Source organism: Acetobacter okinawensis JCM 25146 (assembly GCF_000613865.1).
Taxonomy (GTDB): domain Bacteria; phylum Pseudomonadota; class Alphaproteobacteria; order Acetobacterales; family Acetobacteraceae; genus Acetobacter; species Acetobacter okinawensis.
The window spans coordinates 89,321-108,003 of the sequence record NZ_BAJU01000003.1; the positions used below are offsets into that span (position 1 = coordinate 89,321).

Annotated in this window: 17 protein-coding genes; 10 read left to right on the forward strand and 7 right to left on the reverse strand. The window is 53.6% G+C overall.

Annotation, left to right across the window (positions count from 1 at the left end):
* Positions 1-21 precede the first annotated feature (21 nt).
* The 4 genes from JCM25146_RS02845 to JCM25146_RS02855 all read right to left on the reverse strand — a co-directional run bounded on the left by JCM25146_RS02845 (position 22) and on the right by JCM25146_RS02855 (position 4,801).
* Complete coding sequence (locus JCM25146_RS02845) at positions 22-2,211, reverse strand: arylsulfatase (RefSeq protein WP_242400874.1); 2,190 nt, start codon at positions 2,209-2,211, stop codon at positions 22-24.
* 190 nt (positions 2,212-2,401) lie between these two features.
* Positions 2,402-3,190 carry an arylsulfotransferase family protein gene (locus JCM25146_RS23330; protein WP_369347396.1) on the reverse strand — a complete coding sequence of 263 codons (789 nt, stop codon included), beginning with the start codon at positions 3,188-3,190 and terminating at the stop codon, positions 2,402-2,404.
* 54 nt (positions 3,191-3,244) lie between these two features.
* Entirely contained in the window at positions 3,245-3,757 is a 513-nt protein-coding gene (locus JCM25146_RS23335; RefSeq protein ID WP_242400876.1) for a hypothetical protein, read from the reverse strand.
* Positions 3,758-3,817: 60 nt separating this feature from the next.
* The gene (locus tag JCM25146_RS02855; RefSeq protein ID WP_159101952.1) at positions 3,818-4,801 is read right to left on the reverse strand and encodes an ABC transporter substrate-binding protein; all 984 of its coding nucleotides are present in this window, start codon (positions 4,799-4,801) and stop codon (positions 3,818-3,820) included.
* 169 nt (positions 4,802-4,970) lie between these two features.
* Here JCM25146_RS02855 and JCM25146_RS02860 point away from each other — a divergent pair, with 169 nt between their 5' ends.
* From JCM25146_RS02860 to JCM25146_RS24425, 10 genes are all read left to right on the forward strand, one after another.
* Complete coding sequence (locus JCM25146_RS02860) at positions 4,971-5,792, forward strand: ABC transporter ATP-binding protein (RefSeq protein WP_025825746.1); 822 nt, start codon at positions 4,971-4,973, stop codon at positions 5,790-5,792.
* Between the two features lie 127 nt (positions 5,793-5,919).
* Positions 5,920-6,636, forward strand: coding sequence for an ABC transporter permease (locus tag JCM25146_RS02865; RefSeq protein ID WP_025825747.1), 717 nt, complete (start codon positions 5,920-5,922; stop codon positions 6,634-6,636).
* Complete coding sequence (locus JCM25146_RS02870) at positions 6,602-7,594, forward strand: TauD/TfdA dioxygenase family protein (protein WP_242400877.1); 993 nt, start codon at positions 6,602-6,604, stop codon at positions 7,592-7,594. Before JCM25146_RS02865 ends, JCM25146_RS02870 begins: the two co-directional genes overlap by 35 nt.
* 561 nt (positions 7,595-8,155) lie before the next feature.
* Positions 8,156-10,405, forward strand: a complete 2,250-nt coding sequence (locus tag JCM25146_RS16760) for a TonB-dependent receptor (RefSeq protein ID WP_277909533.1) — start codon at positions 8,156-8,158, stop codon at positions 10,403-10,405.
* The gene (locus JCM25146_RS24405) at positions 10,359-10,685 is read left to right on the forward strand and encodes a hypothetical protein (protein WP_277909534.1); all 327 of its coding nucleotides are present in this window, start codon (positions 10,359-10,361) and stop codon (positions 10,683-10,685) included. The genes JCM25146_RS16760 and JCM25146_RS24405 overlap by 47 nt, the downstream gene beginning before the upstream one ends.
* 81 nt (positions 10,686-10,766) lie before the next feature.
* The gene (locus tag JCM25146_RS24410; protein WP_277909535.1) at positions 10,767-11,645 is read left to right on the forward strand and encodes a sulfatase-like hydrolase/transferase; all 879 of its coding nucleotides are present in this window, start codon (positions 10,767-10,769) and stop codon (positions 11,643-11,645) included.
* Between the two features lie 92 nt (positions 11,646-11,737).
* Complete coding sequence (locus JCM25146_RS24415) at positions 11,738-13,093, forward strand: sulfatase-like hydrolase/transferase (RefSeq protein WP_277909536.1); 1,356 nt, start codon at positions 11,738-11,740, stop codon at positions 13,091-13,093.
* Positions 13,094-13,114: 21 nt separating this feature from the next.
* Positions 13,115-14,098, forward strand: a complete 984-nt coding sequence (locus JCM25146_RS02890) for a formylglycine-generating enzyme family protein (protein WP_199897687.1) — start codon at positions 13,115-13,117, stop codon at positions 14,096-14,098.
* 12 nt (positions 14,099-14,110) lie between these two features.
* The gene (locus JCM25146_RS24420; protein ID WP_277909537.1) at positions 14,111-14,680 is read left to right on the forward strand and encodes a sulfatase-like hydrolase/transferase; all 570 of its coding nucleotides are present in this window, start codon (positions 14,111-14,113) and stop codon (positions 14,678-14,680) included.
* A gap of 29 nt (positions 14,681-14,709) precedes the next feature.
* Positions 14,710-15,531: a sulfatase family protein gene (locus JCM25146_RS24425; protein WP_277909538.1), complete on the forward strand. Its 822-nt coding sequence runs from the start codon at positions 14,710-14,712 to the stop codon at positions 15,529-15,531.
* A 55-nt stretch (positions 15,532-15,586) separates the two neighbouring features.
* Here JCM25146_RS24425 and JCM25146_RS23340 read toward each other — a convergent pair whose 3' ends face one another.
* The 3 genes from JCM25146_RS23340 to JCM25146_RS02905 form a co-directional block, all read right to left on the reverse strand.
* A complete protein-coding gene (locus JCM25146_RS23340; protein WP_242400878.1) occupies positions 15,587-15,814 on the reverse strand; it encodes a hypothetical protein in 228 nt (75 codons plus the stop codon).
* Positions 15,787-16,971 carry a sulfatase family protein gene (locus tag JCM25146_RS16775; protein ID WP_242400879.1) on the reverse strand — a complete coding sequence of 395 codons (1,185 nt, stop codon included), beginning with the start codon at positions 16,969-16,971 and terminating at the stop codon, positions 15,787-15,789. Before JCM25146_RS16775 ends, JCM25146_RS23340 begins: the two co-directional genes overlap by 28 nt.
* A gap of 234 nt (positions 16,972-17,205) precedes the next feature.
* Positions 17,206-18,624 carry an aminotransferase class I/II-fold pyridoxal phosphate-dependent enzyme gene (locus JCM25146_RS02905; RefSeq protein WP_025825755.1) on the reverse strand — a complete coding sequence of 473 codons (1,419 nt, stop codon included), beginning with the start codon at positions 18,622-18,624 and terminating at the stop codon, positions 17,206-17,208.
* Positions 18,625-18,683: the final 59 nt, after the last annotated feature.

An 18,683-nucleotide genomic window follows, 5' to 3' on the forward strand; every position in this document is an offset into this window, starting at 1 on the left:
CTGCCTCTCACCATTTTGTTGTTACTGCAAATCGGTGACAACAAGTTTTTCAACCGTGCCAGAAAAAGCCGCGGGGGCTGTATAGTCTGTGCTGACGGCTGATCCCAGATCCTGACCAATATCCAGCATTTCGGATGTTTGGACGGTAACGTTGGCAAAATGGACTGTGTTGCTGGCTTTGCCATCAAGCGTGATTGTTACGTTGCCGGGGGTGGGCTTGTGGCTGGTCAACCATCCCAGATTTTTGGCATGCGGGGTAGGGGCGCCCGAAGTGGCCGTGTTTGCAGGTTCCACACTCACAACGATATGGTGTTTTCCTGCATTCAGGGGGGAGTTCGAGCGTATTTTACCAACCGTGTAACCGTTGCTGTTCGCCTGATAAACAAGATGATGGTTCTGGGCAAACAGTGTAACGCCCCCATTCAGGCCACCGTCAGCAAAGATAACCCCCTCTCCGCCTTGTGTGGGTACATCGACGTCCGCCTCAAGCGTGTAATGACCGCCAGACAGATGAGGGGCATGCCACTGGTCAATGCGGCTTGTGCCGCTACGGTAGGTAAAAACCTTTTGTCCGCTTGCTGCACCAACAGGATAGAGGCCTGCAATACCCGGACGGAGTGGGTCAACCTGATTACGTCTGGCCTCTTTGTTGAAGAGAGCCTGAAGTTCTTTCAGTTTTTCGGGGTAACGCTCGGCTAGATTGGTAGCCTGACTGTAATCATCATCAAGTTTGTAAAGTTCCCAGTTGTGGGTGTCATGCTGGCCTTGTGTCAGGTAGGCGCTGCCATTGGGGCCTTCCCATGTCTGTTGTGCAAGAATGCCTGCCCACCAGCCATCGGCGTAGATGCTACGGTTGCCGTTGGTCGCAAAATACTGGATGTGGTGGCGGGATGGGGCAGCGGGCTGTTCCAGTGTGTAGAGCAGGCTGGTGCCTTCCAGCGGCCATTGAGCAACGCTGTTCGTTGTGGTGGGGGGTGTTATGTGCGCAGCTTCGTAAAGGGTTGGTGCAATATCCACCAGATGGCTGAACTGGGAGCGCAGACCTTGCGCCTGCGGGTAGTGGGCAGGCCATGAAACAACCAGCGGGTCTGTGGTGCCACCCAGATGGGATGCATCCTGTTTTGTGCCCTGAAATGGGGCGGTCAGCGCCCACGCCCATGCTGCGGCATAGTGGTTGAGGTAATGCTCATTCCCCAGGGCGTTGGCTATTTTCAGGCGCTCTTTGACTGAAGGAATTGTGCCATCCGCATTTTTTGCGTCATGGCCCAGAGGCCCTCCTTCTGCACTGCCGCCGTTATCGCCAAAAATTTCCAGCACCAGAGTGTTGTCGGCCTGACCTTCCTCACGGATTGTGGCAAGCAGTCGACCAATTTCATGGTCTGTCTGCTCAGCAAAACCTGCATAAACTTCCATTTGATGGGCTACGAGTTTTTTCTGGTCCGGGTCGAGGGAATCCCATGCTGGCAGGCCAGCCGGGCGGGGTGTCAGTTTTGCATTGGCGGGGATCACTCCGAGTGCTTTCTGGCGGTCGAATATCTGCTGACGCAGAACATCCCATCCTTGGTCGAATTTGCCCTTATATTTTTCTATCCACTGATGCGGGACTTGGTGAGGTTCATGTGTGGCACCCGTTGCATAATAGAGGAAAAAGGGCTTGTCGTGCTCCAGTGCGTCATGGGTATGCAGCCAGTTTATGGCGTTGTTTGTTATATCTGTTGTAAAATGATAGCCCTGTTCGGGCGTTTGTGGTGTTTCTACTGGAGTGCGGTCGCGGTACAGGCGCGGGTAATACTGGCTGTCTGCTGCGGCGAGAAAACCGTAAAAATGCTCAAACCCCCAACGCCCTGTGGGCCATAAATCATAGGGGCCAGTAGGGTTGGCCTGCCAGTAGGGAGTGTTGTGCCATTTACCAAAAGCCGCAGTGCTGTATCCGCCGGCTTTCAGCACGGCCGCAACCGGTGTAACCGCCGGAGGGAGAATGGTGTTATACCCCGGATAAGGAGCCGCCGCTTCGGTAATGGTGCCAAACCCGACCTGATGATCGTTATATCCGGTCAGTAGGGATGCGCGCGAGGGTGCGCAAAGCGCATTGACATGAAAGTTGTTATACGTTGCTCCGTGCTCGCTTAACGCCTTGAAATTTGGTGTGGCAATAGGTCCACCAAATAGTTCTGTTGCGCCGAAAGAAACGTCGTCAACCAGTATGACCACAATGTTAGGTGCCCCTTTGGGGGGCTGTATGTCTTTAGGCCATACCGGAGCGGGCTCGGCCCTGACGTGTGCTGTGGAAAAAAATACTGTGCATGCGAGTAAAAGACCTGCTTTCCCGAGGTTTAGCATCGGTGGTTTGTCCTGTCGGTGTTGCGTGTAATGCCGGGGTGTTGTGTTGTGGCAGGCGTGCTCAGGGGGCGGGAGGAGTGGTCAGTGCTGCTTCGGTATGCGGGGTACCATCCGGTGCCCAGTCATAGGGGACTGGCTGAATGCGATAGACCCAGTTTGACCGGGTGGGGTGACCTTCCCCCGTTGTCGGGGCTTCTCCAGTATAGGGGGAGACATATTCCCATACGATTTCTCCAGTTGGCGTAACCTGAAAAAATCTGCCGTTCATACCTTCATCAATAAGGGTATTGCCATTGGGCAGACGGTCTACAGAACTGATAAAGCTGCTGTAAAAACTCCAGGGTGCACCACCCGAGTTTTGCCCTGTATAGGACCAGACAACCTGATTGCTCACCGGGTTGATTTCCAGAATGCGCGAGCCAGCGGCAACCTGTAACGGATGGGCCGGGTATCCGGCTTCTCCCTGATTATCAAAAACAAGTATATTGCCCGCTCCGGGCAGACCTTGTGCAATCAGGTGGGCATCATGCTGACCAACAAACTGATTGACCGGAAAAGGAGCAGGAGAGTCCTTGCGTCCGCGTGGCGGCAGGTTGGGGCCAAGGCGCCAGACAACTTTGCCGGTGTCCGGGTTTAGAATGGCAATAAAGTTGGCCTCTCTCGAATCAACAATAATGTTGCCGGGAGCAAAGCGTTTGTCCCCCTCCTGCTCCCAGTGGTTGGGGCCTACGAGTTGCATGTCGTTAAAATGGAGGTAATCGGGGTTTTCCGCATGGAGTACCAATGCAAGCTGCGCAGGCGTAAAGCCAAATTCTTTCAGATGATCACCTGCTTTCCACGTCCAGCGGATGTGCCGTCTGGGCCGATGTTGTAGATTACATCATCCAGCACAGGTTTGGCCCCGTCAGATGTTGCGGTTCTGGTTGGCCAGCAGCAGGGTTCCGCCGTCTGCCAGACGAACCCAGTCGTGGTGCTGGCGGGCATTGCCACCGGGGGCCTGTGTGCCCCATTCCCAGAGTGTTTTGCCTGACCAGTCAACATATCCAAACGTCCGGTCACGAAAGCCGGCAACGGCACCGGGGATTTTGTGGGTTCCATCACCGGGAATCTCCGATAGCTGAAGGCCAATGACGCCTTTCTGGTCATCCACAAGTGCGGGGTCCACATATTTGGCAGGAAAGCCGGATTTATCCCATCGGTGGACTTCATGCCCATTCATGTCGATCAGGTGGGTGTGCCCATCACTGCCGGAAAACAGGACGAAGCTGTTGTAAGCCTTTTGAGGGTCATACCGGGTGACACCTGTAGGAAAAACGCTGGGAGAAGCCTGCACGGAGGGAGCATGCAAAACCAGCGTGCTCAGGGCTGTTGCGGCCAGAGCCGCCAGACGCCGGATAGATGTGAGATGAAATACCATGAAGTGTTCTTTCTTTAAAAACTAAGGAGAGGTTTGAGCAGGGAAGGGCGGCGGGTATTGCTACAGGGGAGTAACCACCTGTGGCGTCTGCACTGGGTTGAAGGCATTGGTGTAAAATGCGCTGGCAGGAAGGGAGGCCGAGCGCATGTCCCCCCGCCAGGCATACCAGGGCTGGAAGCGCGAAAAATCTTCAGGAAGGATGTAGCCACCACGTGTAACCACACTGGTAGAGCGCCAGTGTTGGGCGGGTATGGTGCTTTCACCCCGCTTTCTGTTTTTTATGATATATGTAAGGAATTTTCGTACATCATCGGGCGGCGTTGTTTGTGCCCATGTGATGGCGCGGGCAGTTGCCTGCGTAAAATGGCGTGCACTTTGCGGCCAGGCTTCCATGTAACTGTTACGCAGGATAATGCTGTCTGTATTGCCCGGACCATACAGCGCATATTCTGTTGTGACTTCAAACAGGTCACTTTGCTGCAAAGCAACTTCGCGGAATACGCTGGACAGAACAACAGCATCCACACGGCCATGGCGGAGTGCCTGCCCTGCAACAACAGGGGGAATGGCAACAAGGATGATGCTTCGGATTTCTGCATCCGTCAGGCCATAGGCCTTTAGATACTGTTCAATAAAGCACTCATGCTCGGCCATGAGCGTATTGACCCCGATCGTTTTGCCTATCAGGTCTTTAGGAGTTCTCAGAGAAGAGTCTCTGCGGACAAATAGCCCCCCAGACGTCAGCTTGTCCGCACCGCCATATGCAAGAACAGCCCTGACCGGAGCCCCTGCGGCTACGAGCTTGATGATCGCGCCGTTAAAGGCCTCTCCAAAGTCAGTGTCTCCGGTTGTGGCGGCCTGTAAGTCCTGTGGCCCGCTGGTCGTGTTGCCCACCCATTCCAGCTTCAAAGGTGCCAGATAACCGAGCGCATCGGCCAGTTCGGGGTAGAGCACAATACCGGCCAAGCCCTGATAACGCAGGCGGTCAGGGTGGCCGGAGTCCCGTGGCCTGGCGAACACACGTGGAGAGGCAAGCACGCTCATTGATGTGGCGGCCCTCAATATAAAATTGCGGCGGGAGAGGGAGTTCGCCATTCCACTATTCCAGAAAGTTAAAACTTGAAAAAACAACTTGACTATATCGCAGCATTTAATTCAACTCATTTTATTGCGTTAGTTATAAAAACAACTATGCAATGGAGTTAAATCAGTGATGACCACACAGCCAGCCAGACCAATCAGGCTCCGTTTTGAAAATCTGAGCAAAAGTTACCCGGCCACTGTGCGGGCGGGGCGCAATGCAACAGGCAATCTGGTGCTCAAAGATATTGAACTCGATGTTTTTGAGGGCGAGTTTCTTGTTATTGTCGGGCCGAGCGGGTGTGGAAAATCAACACTTCTGGACCTTGCTGCCGGGCTGAGCCTGCCCACCGGCGGGCGCATGGTGCTGGACGGCCGGACTGTTACAAAGCCCGGACCAGAACGCAGTGTTGTGTTTCAGAATTATGCTCTTTTCCCGTGGAAAACAGTATTCGACAACATTGCTTTTGCTCTGGCTGCTGCCGGTGTGCCGCGTCGGACACAATATGAGCGGGTTAGGCGTGTTCTGGCTCTTGTTGGTCTGGAGGATGCGGCAGATCGTTATCCACACCAGCTTTCAGGCGGGATGAAGCAACGTGTGGCTATTGCGCGTAGTCTTTCCGTCGAACCGGAAGTGCTGTTGATGGATGAGCCATTTGGCGCACTGGATGCTCAGACCCGTGAGGATCTGCAAGTGGAGTTGCGCCGGTTGTGGCGTCGCAACAATATGACCATCATCTTTATTACTCATGATATTGATGAGGCACTCTCCCTCGGTCAGCGTGTGGCCGTTATGGGGCGTGCGCCGGGGCGTGTTGTTGACGTTGTGCAACTGCCATTTCAGCCCGATGCCGCAGTGGATGAAATACGCACACATCCAGAATACGGAGAACTGCGCCGTTATATTCGTGCAGTTCTGTCTCACCCGGATGCGGCGACGCAGGCTGCGGTATGAGCATGAGGACAAAGGTATAATGAGCGCATCAGTAACAGAGGGTTATGCCAGAGCCCAATCTGCACGATCAGGTGGCATCCGGACACTGCTCGTCTTTCCGGCTCGGTTCATAAGCAGGAGTGCGGCGTTGGTCATACTGGCCTGTGTATGGGAGGTCATTTCTCGCACGGGAGTTATCAATCCGCTCTTTTTACCCCCATTTTCGGTTGTCGTGACCGAAGTTTATCATGGGTTCGCAAGTGGTTATCTAGTTCAGCACGTCATGGCCAGTCTGGGGCGTGCGGTGCCGGGTCTGTTGCTGGCTTTGCTGGCTGGAGTGCCCCTTGGTCTTGCTTTGGGGACTTCTGGCCGTTTGAACACGTTTATAGACCCTGTTGTAGAAGTCCTGCGGAATACGTCTGCCCTGGCATTGCTGCCCGTTTTTACGCTGATGTTGGGGATAGGGGAAACATCCAAGATTGCCATGGTGTTTTATGCAGCACTCTGGCCCATCCTCCTTGGCACTATCAACGGGTTACGCGGCGTGGATCCGTTGTGGATAAAGGCTGGCCGCTCCATGGGCCTTTCTGGCGGAAAGCTGTTTGTAAAAATTGTTATTCCCGCGTCTCTTCCTTCAATTTTCACGGGCATTCGTCTTGCCGCTGCGGCAGGTCTTCTGGTTCTGGTCGCAGCGGAAATGGTCGGCTCCAGAGCTGGCCTTGGTTACGTGATCAATGCGTCCCAGCTCGATTTTGATTTGCCGGGCATGTACGCCGCAATCCTTGTCCTGTCCGTTGTGGGCTACGCAACAAATGCGGCTCTTGTTCTGGTTGAGACGCATTTTTTACGGTGGAAACAAACGTAACAACTCAACCTGTTCAGTCTCTGACGCTTTTGTAAGAGGTAAGATCATGTCTGAAACTTCTGTAAAAACGCCTGCTTCGTCCGGTCTGTCTGAGCTGCATGTTCGCCCTATCGCGGGTGCGCTGGGAGCAGAAATAAGTGGCATCAGGCTTTCTGGTGCTCTTGATCCGCAGATATTTGCGGAGCTTAAGGCGCTGCTGCACAAACATAAGGTCATTTTCATCCGCGGGCAGGTGCATCTGAGCGATCAGGAGCAGGAGGCGTTTGCAAGTCTGTTTGGCAACCCTGTTCCGCACCCAACTGTTCCATCGGCTGATGGAACAAGCGCCATTCTGTCCATAGACAGCAAACGCGGCAATCGTGCCGATAGCTGGCATAGCGATGTGACCTTTGTTCCCAACTATCCCAAGGTTACGGTTTTGCGTGGTGTGGTTGTTCCGCCTGTGGGAGGGGATACCGTGTGGGCAAATACCACGCTGGCGTATGATACTCTTCCTGCTCCCCTTAAAATTCTTGCTGATAATCTGCACGCGATACACACCAATACTTACGATTATGCAGCATCACACCGCGTGACATCGTCACCGGAATCTTTGGAATATCGGCGTATTTTTACCGCGACACAATTTGAGACAGAACATCCGGTTGTGCGCATTCATCCTGTTACCGGTGAACGCACTTTGCTGCTGGGTCATTTTGTTAAAAAATTTGTTGGGCTGTCGCAGCGTGATAGTCGTCGTATTCTGGAGTTTTTCCAAGATCATATTACCGGTGTGGACAATACCGTGCGTTGGCAATGGAAAGTAGGCGATGTGGCAATTTGGGATAATCAGGCCACCCAACACAGGGCTGTTAATGATTTTGGAGATGAGCCGCGTCTGCTACGCCGTAGTACTATAGAAGGTGAGATACCTGTAGGTGTGGATGGCTTTGTGAGCACCGTAGTTTCCGCAGAATAAACACATCCAGGCAATGATGTTGGGCGATGAGGCGTTGCGGGTGGCAGAGTAAAGTTGCTGCCAGCAACGCCTGTTTTTTGAGTCTTCGCGGATACTGGTTTTATTGAAAAGCGCTTCCTGTTGACAAAGTTTATCGGAAACGATTCCGTAAACCTCATCTCCCTAAATTGATCATTCATAAGTTCAGGGGAGCCAGTCGTGTATTGCGGACCTCAATCATGGATAAACGGCTGATTTTTAAATTTTGTTACATATACTACAAAAAAATATTGTGAATAACGTCGGCGCAGCCTGAAAAAACAGACGTAGAACTTGATTTTAAAAAATAGAATATTGTAATTAAAGAAAAAATTTTCACTAATACATATAAATTCTTCCCCGCGGTGAGCGACCTGATGGGAGAGGATGTGTTGAAATGTCGATAAAATATGGTACAAAAGACACAATGACACATAAGAGTCGTTAAATTTAAAAACCACTAACAAAATTAGTTTGTAAAAAAATAAATCAACTAAGATATTGTGATTGTGAAATTAACAACGTTATAGAGTAGTGAATAAGATGCTGTCTTCAGGAAAAACCTTACTGATAGCTTTTGCCCTGGTGGCGGAAGGCGGCATGGCCGAGCAGGTTCTGGCTCAGGGTGCGGGTAATGTGACATCCAGCCATGGAGCGCACCACCATGCGCAGCGCTCACAGGCACGATCGGCCGGGCACGTGCAGGCAAAGCCTCGTTCTGCGCCGGATTCAAAGCCCCTTCAGGCCAAGGCGGAGGAGATTTCGGTCTCTGTGGCGGCAACCAGCAGGGCTGCCCACAATATTGACCGCGAAACACATGAGCTGCAAAAAGTGCCTCAGGCCAGCACTCGTATCGATGCCAAAGAACTCAGGGCGGAGCATATCACTGCTTTGCCGCAGGCAACCCGGCTCCTGCCAACGGTTCAGTTGAATATTTCCAATCCTCGTAACACTGCAATCAATATTCGTGGTCTGGGTGCTGCGGGTACGGCCGCAACAGATGGGATAGAGGGCGGGGTGGCAGTGTACGTGGATGACGTCTATCGCTCGCGCCCGGGCACGGCCCTGACAGACCTGCCGGATATGAATGGCATTACTGTGTTGCGTGGTCCGTCCGGTACAGAGGGCGGCATGGTGACAACGGCTGGTGCAATTTCTCTTACGACCGCAGCGCCGGACCTGCATACACGCCATGTGTACGGCGAAGCAGGTGTGGGCAACTTCAACTACAACCGCTGGAATCTGGGTGTGACAACACCCATTATCAAGGACAAGCTCGCTATCAGGCTCAGTGGTCTGGGTTATGGTTATGATGGCTGGGTCAAAAATCTTGATGGCGGTGGAGATACGGGAGGGCAGACCAGTCGCGCCTTCCGTGCGCAGGTTCTGGCTCATCCCACAGATGAGATCAGCGTGCGTATTATCGGCGATTACTCGCACCTGCGTGAGAACTGCTGCAACCCGGGGCTGGTCAAAGGTTCCACCACCCGCTCGGATGGTCAGGCCTGGTTCGCTGGGTCTCTGGCACAGCGGAGTGGATGGACGGGCTATACCCCCTATGTTGGCAATGGTTATACGGTTGATCGCAACTCCACAGCGACTGCGGAACAGGAAGACATAGGTCTTTCGGGGCATATTGATTGGCACCATAATAACTTTACGCTGTCGTCTATTACCGCGTACCGGTGGTGGAACTGGTGGCCGTCGAATGATGGTGACCTGAATGGGATCAATGCCGTCACCCAAGGGAATGCCAAGGTTAACCAGAACCAGTTTACGCAGGAATTCCGTTTTTCAAGCTCGCTGGGCAAGCTGCTCGACTACCGGGTGGGTGCGTTCTACATGTGGCAGGAAAACCGGGTGTATAGTGATCAGGCTTATGGTGACCAGATGGCCCAGTGGGCGGGTTATGGCATGCCAGGTGGGTCCAGCATTGCGACAACCGCGCAGGCCAACAATGCCTTGAACGGCTATAATGTGCGTAGCTATGACCAACCGACCACCAACTACTACGCGGCCTATGCCAACGGCACATGGCATGTGCACCCCAAGATCGATATTGTAACGGGTGTGCGCTATAACTACGCAGCAAAAACCGGTAGTTTTGCCCAATGGCAGATAAGACCATCGAGCTATAGCTCAGCCGTTACACCGCTGAGTGTGGCGCAGACAATCTGGAATACTTACGGCAGCAACGGCACTGCCGATTACGGTGCTCATGTTGATAACGGGTTTGTAACGGGTCAGTTCGTAGTGAATTACAAGCTGACTGACAATGTTATCGTGTATGCGCGTTATGCTCGTGGCGGCAAGTCTGGCGGCTTGAATCTGACAAGCTTTAACGCCAGCCAGCGCACGGCGGGTGCTGTTACGCCAAACGTGGGTAAGGAAACGGATGATGCGTTCGAGGTGGGCTCCAAGGCATCTCTCCTTGATAACCGGCTGCTGGTCAGCGGCGCACTCTACCAGACAAATGACCATAATTATCAGGTTACTGCGACACATGAATATCAGGGCGCGCTGGTTTCCTATCTGAGCAGTGCACCCAAGGTACGGGTTCGTGGGGCGGAGGCGGACATCCACTACAGCCCGATTGTCAATCTGATTACCTCATTGTCCGCATCGTATAACGATGCGCAGTTTCTGGAGTATTCCACGGGGCCCGCCGGAAGTCATTACGACGGGTGCATGGAGCATGAACCATACACAGGTTCCGTTTGTGCCGCGCTGGGCGTTGTCTGCTGCGGTGCAGTACTCACATTCTGTCGGACATGCGTTCCGTTCCAGCGTTGATGGCTACGTAGGCGGCAGTTACAACTACAACACCAGAATGAACACCAGTGCCAACAACTCGTCCTACGGCTGGGTGCAGGCTTATGGCACGCTCAACCTTAACTTTGGCTTCCGTGACCATTCAGGGCGCTGGGATTTTCAGGGCTTTATTAACAACGCCACGGATGAGCGGCGGATCAGCCAGCTTTCTCAAGGTGGGGGTATGAGTGGTAACGGGGCATGGTATGCCTATGTCACGCAGCCACGCAGCTTTGGGTTTATTGCTCGGGCTAATTACTAAAATTTATCGGCAAGGAAACCATATTTCATGGTTTCCATACCATTTTTATGTCCTTCCATGTTCGATCATAGAGTGAGCGCCATGCGTCGTTTTGTTACCTATGCTGCCAGTCTGTTTGCGGCCAGTAGCCTGAGTGCCGCAGCTTTTGCCCAGCCTGCCCCGGCAGCACCTGCGCCACAAGCTGTTCATCCGGCTTATCCTCAGTCCCCACGTGCACCACAGGGCGCGCCCAACATCTTGCTTGTTTTGCTGGATGATGCCGGTTTTGCAACCAGCTCGGCTTTTGGTGGCAAGGCACGCACGCCCAATCTTGAACGCTTTGCCGCGGAAGGGGTGCGTTACAATCAGTTCAATACCACAGCCATCTGCTCTCCCACGCGTGCAGCATTGCTGACAGGGCGTAACCACCACCAGGTCGGGTTTGGAAACCTGATGGACATACCAGCAGGGTTTGATGGGTATAATACCGTATGGAAGGCACAGACCGCCTCCATCGCGCGTGTATTACAGATCAATGGGTATTCGACTGCAGCCTTTGGCAAGTGGCACAATACACCACGGTGGGAAACGTCGGCCGCAGGGCCGTTCAATCATTGGCCAACGGGTCTGGGCTTTGACCATTTTTACGGTTTTATGAGCGGCACGGATGACCAGTGGGAACCACATCTTTACAATGACACAACTCAGGTCCCCAATCCGGCCACTCCTGAACAGGGGTACCATCTGACCAAAGACCTTGTGGGCAAGGCGGTCGCATGGGTGGATGACCACGAGGTTCTGGCGGGTAACCGTCCTTACTTCCTGTATTTTGCAACAGGTGCGGTGCATATGCCGCATAACGTAGCACCCGAATGGATTGCAAAAAACAAGGGACGTTTTGATGAAGGATGGGACAGTTACCGGGAACAGGCATTCGCCCGGCAGAAGCAGCTTGGTGTTATCCCGCTGATGCCAAACTGACTCCTCGTCCTGCAGGTCTGCCTGCATGGTCCAGCCTTTCTACCGAGCAAAAACATCTTTATGCCCACCAGATGGAAGTTTTTTCGGCATATATGGAAGAAACAGACCAACAGGTTGGCAAGCTGGTGGATACACTGCGTGCGCGACCGGGGGGCGATAACCTGCTGGTGTTCTACATTGTCGGGGATAACGGAGGAAGCGGGGAAGGTGGCCTTGAAGGCACAATTGTTAATGAAGGAGCAAGCGGCGTTGGCGCACCAGACAGCTTTGCCCTGCAGGTAGCCAATTATAACAAGCTGGGCGGGCCAGACGTGGCTGACAACTATGCGGCAGGCTGGGCATGGGCCACCAGCACGCCGTTCCAGTGGATGAAGCAGGTCGCCTCTCATTTTGGGGGAACACGCAACCCGCTGATTGTGGACTGGCCCGGCCATACTCAGGCGTCTGACAAGGTAAGGACCCAGTTCAGCCATGTTAACGATATTGCTCCAACCATTCTGGATGTTCTTGGGGTGTCTCTGCCAGAGCAGATTGACGGTGTAAGACAAATCCCGTTTGAAGGGCATAGCCTGTTACCGACCTTTACCAACCCGTCGGCTCCCGAAACACACACCGAACAGTATTTTGAAATTTTTGCAAACCGCGCCATTTACAAAGATGGTTGGGTAGCCGCAGCACGGCATGACTACGAGCCGTGGAATCTGCTGCATGAGGTGCAGAAACTTTACACGTCACCCACGCAGAATGATCGGTGGGAACTGTATCATATTGCCACTGATTATAGTGAGGCCGAAGATCTGGCGGGTAAGGAGCCGCAGAAACTGGCTGAACTCAAAAAAGAGTTTACCGCAGAGGCACAGCGCAATGGTGTCTTCCCCCTGCTGCCGCCGCCGGTGGGTGCTCCAACAATTGTAGCACCTGATACGCACAGCGTTACCTACCCCTCGGATATTTCTGGCCTGCCGCCTCATGGTATTCCTGTTCTCGCGGGCAGAGCGCACCGGGTGGAGACAGATATTGCCGTTGCAGCTCCAAACGGTCGTGGTGTTATTCTGGCTCAGGGCGGGCGTCTGGGAGGATATGTTTTGTATGAAAAAGATGGTCGCCTGATTTTTGAAAACAATATTTTTGGTCAGACGCACGAGGTGATCGGCTCCAATGACCGCCTGCCCGCAAAGGCTTCCAAAGTAGGCTATGCCTTTACACCTGATGCGGGTGGTGCCCCCAAAAGTGGTTTATGGCAACCTCCGACCGATGGGACACTGCAACTGCTGGTTGATGGCAAGGTTGTTGCTCAGGGCAAAATTCATAAATACCCAGCCGTTGCCGGGAGCTATGCTGAAACCTTTGATATTGGTCAGGACAGGGGCTCACAGGTCAGCCATGACCCTGCAGGCAAAAGTCCTTATGGGGGCAGGCTGGGCGATACACATCTTACTGTTCAGTAAATCAGGTGGATACGAAAGAGCATGATACAGGATACCCGGGCGGACACCATGTGCCTTATCAAAGGAGGCAGCTTTACAATGGGGTCGGAACATTTTTACCCGGAGGAACGGCCATGCCGCCGGGTGAGTGTGTCGGATTTCTGGATAGATAAAACGCCAACCACCAACCGTGCCTTTGCCGCCTTTGTTGCGGCAACAGGCTACTGCACAGTTGCTGAGGTAGCACCCGACCCCAAAGACTACCCGGGTATGCCGCCAGAACTGGCGGTTCCGGGTTCCCTTGTGTTTCACAAAACGGATAGACCAGTCCCGCTGAGTGATCCCATGCAGTGGTGGGCCTTTGTGCCCGGAGCAGACTGGCGGCATCCTACCGGGCCGGAGAGTTCGATCGAACATATTATGGACCATCCGGTAGTGCAGGTCGCCTATACGGATGCTGTGGCTTACGCTGCATGGGCAGGTAAGGCTTTACCGACCGAGGCAGAGTGGGAATATGCCGGGCGTGGTGGTCTACAGGGGACGGAATATGCATGGGGGGATGAACTAGCCCCCGATGGCCAGATCCTTGCCAATTACTGGACCGGCATTTTCCCTTTTGCAAACCAGAGGCCGGGAGGGGGGTACCGTACAACGCAGGTCGGCAGTTATCCCCCTAACGGGTATGGATTGTCGGATATGATCGGCAACGTTTGGGAGTGGACGGAGGATTGGTACATCCTGCCCGAAGCGCAATTGCGTAAAAGTGGCAAACGCCCATGCTGTGTTGTGGCCAACCCGCGTGGTGGTACCCTGCGGGAGAGTCTGGACCGCGAGGGTGGGGTACCCATTGGGCGCAAGGTGCTCAAAGGCGGGTCGCACCTGTGTGCAGCCAATTACTGCCAGCGCTACCGCCCGGCTGCCCGGCACCCACAGACAATAGAAAGTGCGACCAGCCATATTGGTTTTCGCTGTGTTGTGCGCGCAGCAGATGCGGATGTGGTTCCGGTTGCAAACATTCAGGCTTAAAGGAGTTTTATAATGGTTGGAGCCAATAGTGGGCGCCGTGGTTTTCTGGCTGGTGTCACCGGCCTTGGTCTGGGGGCTGCGCTGCAAGGTGTTCCGGCTGCGCAGGCTGCTACTCGGTCGAGCAAACCCAATATTATTTTTATTCTGGCAGATGATCTGGGTTATGCAGATGTCAGTTGCTTCGGCAATCCGGATTTTTCAACCCCCGCCATTGACCGGATCGCTCATGATGGTATCCGGCTGACACACGCCTACGCCAATTCAGCAGTTTGTTCGGCAACCCGCACGGCGTTGATTACAGGCCGTTATCAGGACCGTATCGCCTGTGGGCTGGAGGAGCCGATCAGCGGTGCCAACAAGGCAGTCGGCCTGACTCCTGGTCTGCCAACCCTGCCAGCACAGCTAAAAAAGCAGGGCTACAAAACAGCTCTTGTCGGGAAATGGCATTTGGGAAGCCCCCCGCATTTTGGTCCGCTTAAAAGTGGGTATGACCATTTTTATGGGATATCAGGCGGTGCGGCAGACTACTTTACGCATCAAGGCATCCGGGAGAAGACCAGTTTTACCGTGATGACCATCTGATCCATGAGCACGGCTATCTGACCGGCCTGTTGGGGCAGGAGGCGGTCCGGCTGGTTAAGGGATATGCACGGGAAAAAGATCCCTTTTTTATCAGTCTGCATTTCAATGCACCGCACTGGCCATGGGAAGGGCCGGAGGATGAGGCTGAATCACGACGTCTCAAAGGGCATATTTTTGACTATGATGGCGGTAACCTGAAAACCTACGCCAAAATGGTGCAGGCAATGGATACCCAGATAGGCCATGTTCTGGATGCATTGGAGCAGTCTGGACTTGCCCAGAATACGATTGTAGTTTTTACAAGCGATAATGGTGGAGAGCGCTATTCCGATACATGGCCATTTACTGGCATTAAAGGAGAGCTGCTGGAAGGTGGGTTGCGTGTACCCGCAGTCCTGCGTTGGCCAGAGCAGGTCAAGGCCGGGCAGGAAACAGCGCAGCCGGTTATAACAATGGACTGGCTACCAACTTTTCTTGCAGCGGCGGGGGGCGTGCCAGACCCTGCTTTTGCAAGCGATGGTATCAACATTCTACCATTTCTGGCTGATCCGGCGCGGACGCAGGATCGGTCTTTTTTCTGGCGTTACAAACTGCGCGACCAGCATGCCCACCTTCTGGGGCAATACAAGTATTTAAAGATTGAGCAGAACGAATTTCTTTTTGACGTGGTCAATGATCCCAGAGAGCGGGCCAATCTCAAGGACCGTCAGCCAGAACTGTTTGCGCACCTTAAACAGGAGTGGGAGCAGTGGAACAGCCAGATGCTGCCTTACCCGGAACGCAGTTACAGCTGGGGGGCGGATGGCAAGCATTTTGCCGACCATTATGGTGCAACACCAGAAGAAGATTGATGTGAGCATGCCCGTTATCTGACCTCGGTGCAGGAGCGAGGTCAGATAGCCTGCTTTATGCAGGCACGGGTGGTTCGTGGGGGGATATGCCATCAACGCGGTTAACAACTGCCCCCGAGGGTGCGCGGACGGGCCCATTGAGTAGTGGGTCCTGTGTCTGCTGCATCCATGTAAGGAGTTTGCGCCGCATATCCTGCAGAACGGCCTGACAATCAGGGTCATGCACCCGGTTGTCATGTTCGGTCGGGTCAAAGGTCAGGTCGTAAAGTGCTTCCTCCGGCACATGCTGGGACTTCCATCCGGCGGCAAGCCATATGGTTTTGCTCGGGCTGTCATCACAGTTTGGAAGAACTGGTGTGTTACGCTGGTCAAAACGGCGAATGTACTTCCAGCGTTTGCTCCGCACGGCCCGCATGGTTCATACGCTGCGTGGTAGGAGACTTCAGCAAAAATGGTTTCATGAATTTCTGCATCATGTCCCATCAGGCATGGCAGAAAAGAGGTGCCAGTCAGCCACGCTGGTGCAGGAAGGTTCAGATAAGCACACAGGGTCGGAAACAGGTCGGTCTGGGAAATAAGCGTATGATTTTCCTGCCCGGCAGCCAGCCCCGGCCCGCGCATGATAAACGCCGTTCCCAGTCCTTCGTCTGTCAGGGTGCATTTCATGCGGGGGAAAGGCAGTCCGTGGTCGGTTGTAAAAATAACCAGTGTGTTACGGTCATATCCATTCCGGCTTAATGCATCCAGAACGCGGGATACGCCGTAGTTTAACTGGCGTACACTAGCCCCGAAAGCGGCAAAATCATACCGTGTTTCGGGCGTGTCCGGTATTGAGCGTGGTACATCACGCACCTGAGCAATGTCCTGTGGTTGTGGTGTTGGGTATTCTCTATGGGTTTCAAAAAAACCGACATCAAGAAAAAATGGCTGGCGCGGCCTTGAATCCAGAAAACGTTCAGCAACCGGAGCCACAACACTTGCTTCGGATAACCAGTGGCCCTGTGCATCGCGCACGCATAGATTACGGTCATACCCTAAAGTGTTGGGGTCAGCTGCAACATGCTGCATGCCGGTTAGCACGGCCTGATACCCATAGTGTTGCAGGTAACGGAAGATGAGTTGCTGCGGGTCGTTCAGGCTAAAGCCCCTGTGTGCCAGCCCGTTCATGCCTGAACGATGGGCGGGCTGGCCTGTTAGCATTGCTGCACGGCTTGGCGAACAGACAGGAGCGCCGCTGAAAACCTGATGGAAAAGTACACCCTGCTGGGCAAGGCGTGCAATGGCAGGGGCAGGAACACCACTTTTGTAGGGGCTTAGGTACCGCCCGCTATCGTGCGAGTGAATGTAAACAATATTGGGCCGCGCATGTATGGTGGATGCATGGGCAGACGCAGGCAGAAGGGCAGTGGCACTGCCTTGCAGAAGATGGCGGCGTCTCATGTCAAACTTTCACGTTAGCAGGCAAAAACAGCATAATAACGATCAAAGAATGGCATAAAAACAAAACAATCACAAATTTAAGTTGAATTAAAAAATAACAATAAATGATGTATTATATACAGGACACGAAAAGTCGTGCTGATGATCTTACCCGGAATATTAAGCCCCCTCCTTGATTCAGGAGTTCCAGAGCGTTGATCTGCGTCCCTTCAGGCAGAGCATTGTCCGCAATTCTCAGGTGTCGTCTTGATAGAAGTGGACGTTCCTGCCGGTTAGCAGTTTTTCTAGAGAGTGAAAAATTCTTTGATTTTCACATTGTGTCACATTGAACCGCATGAATGCAGAGGCAGACTGGCTAACACTGAAGACATTACCGGGAGCGTGAATGATTTTATCGTGTAGGCTGTCGAGCGCGATCTTTGTTGAATCCTGCCCATCAGGCAGTCGACACCATAAATAGAAGCCTCCTTTGGGTACAATCCAAGGGAATATGCCAAGCGTTTCCAAAGTATGCAGCACTGTTTTGCGGGATTTTTCCAGACGTCTTTGAATTTCCAGCATGTGTTTGCGATAATTTCCACCTTCGAGCACATCTGCGATGACTTCAGTAATCATAGGGCTTGGGGCGCCAAAACTGGTCGCAACCTGTAGGTCAATCAATCCTTCGATCAGGTCTTTCCGCGCGGCAATATAACCGCATCTTACTGATGCAGAAAGCGCCTTGGAAAAACTGCCAATCCGTATAACGTGCTCCAGCCCGTCCATGATCGCCAGTCGGGGGGAGGGGATTGTTTCAAAATCCGTAAAGATGTCATCTTCAACAATTACAAGACCGGAGGCCGCGGCAATACTAAGCAGGCGGAAGGCCGTCTGGGGGGAGAGGGTTGCGCCCGTGGGGTTATGCAATACCGAGTTGGTGATGTACAGGCGCGGTTTTTCCTGTTGAACAATGCGCTCAAAAGCTGCGGTATCAGGACCGGTTGCAGTGTAAGGCACCCCGACAATCCGGATTTCATGCGCTCGGAGCAGGGCCTGAAAGTTGAAGTAACACGGATCATCCACCAGCACCGTGTCGCCACGGCGTGCCAGCAGGCGGCAGATCAGGTCAACCGCCTGCGTGCCAGACCCCGCGAGCAAAACCTGATCGGGGCTAATGGCAAGACCTTCTGTTGCAAACTGGGACGCCAGAAGGCGACGCAAGCGTAGTGCTCCTCTGGTGCCACCATATTCCGACAAAACATGGCTCTCCCCGCGTGCTACAGCCCGTAAGGCTTTACGCAGTGTATCATTCGGCATCCATTCAGTGGGGATCCAGCCGCAGCCGGGTTTTAGAACGCTTGGGTCAGAATCAAGGGATTGGCGCGATACCCAGAACGGATCAATGGCCCGAGCAGCAGGAGTGGACGCTTCTGCCAGCGATAGCGGCGGAAGTGCGCGCCCCGTAACATAAAAACCTGACCCCAGACGCGGTGCAATAACACCCTCGGCTGCCAGCCGGTCATAGGCCTGCACCACGGTGGACGGTGAGGCCTGCATGGTTCTGGCAAACTGCCGGATGGACGGCAGACGGTCACCAGGAACAAGGGAGCGGGTGGCAATGCGCTGCCGGATCGCCTCCATAATGGCGGATGTCCGTGTTGGTTGATGTTTCAATGCCAGTCTCTGTAATTGTATGGGTTATATAACCCATACAGTTTTTTATAACTGTATCA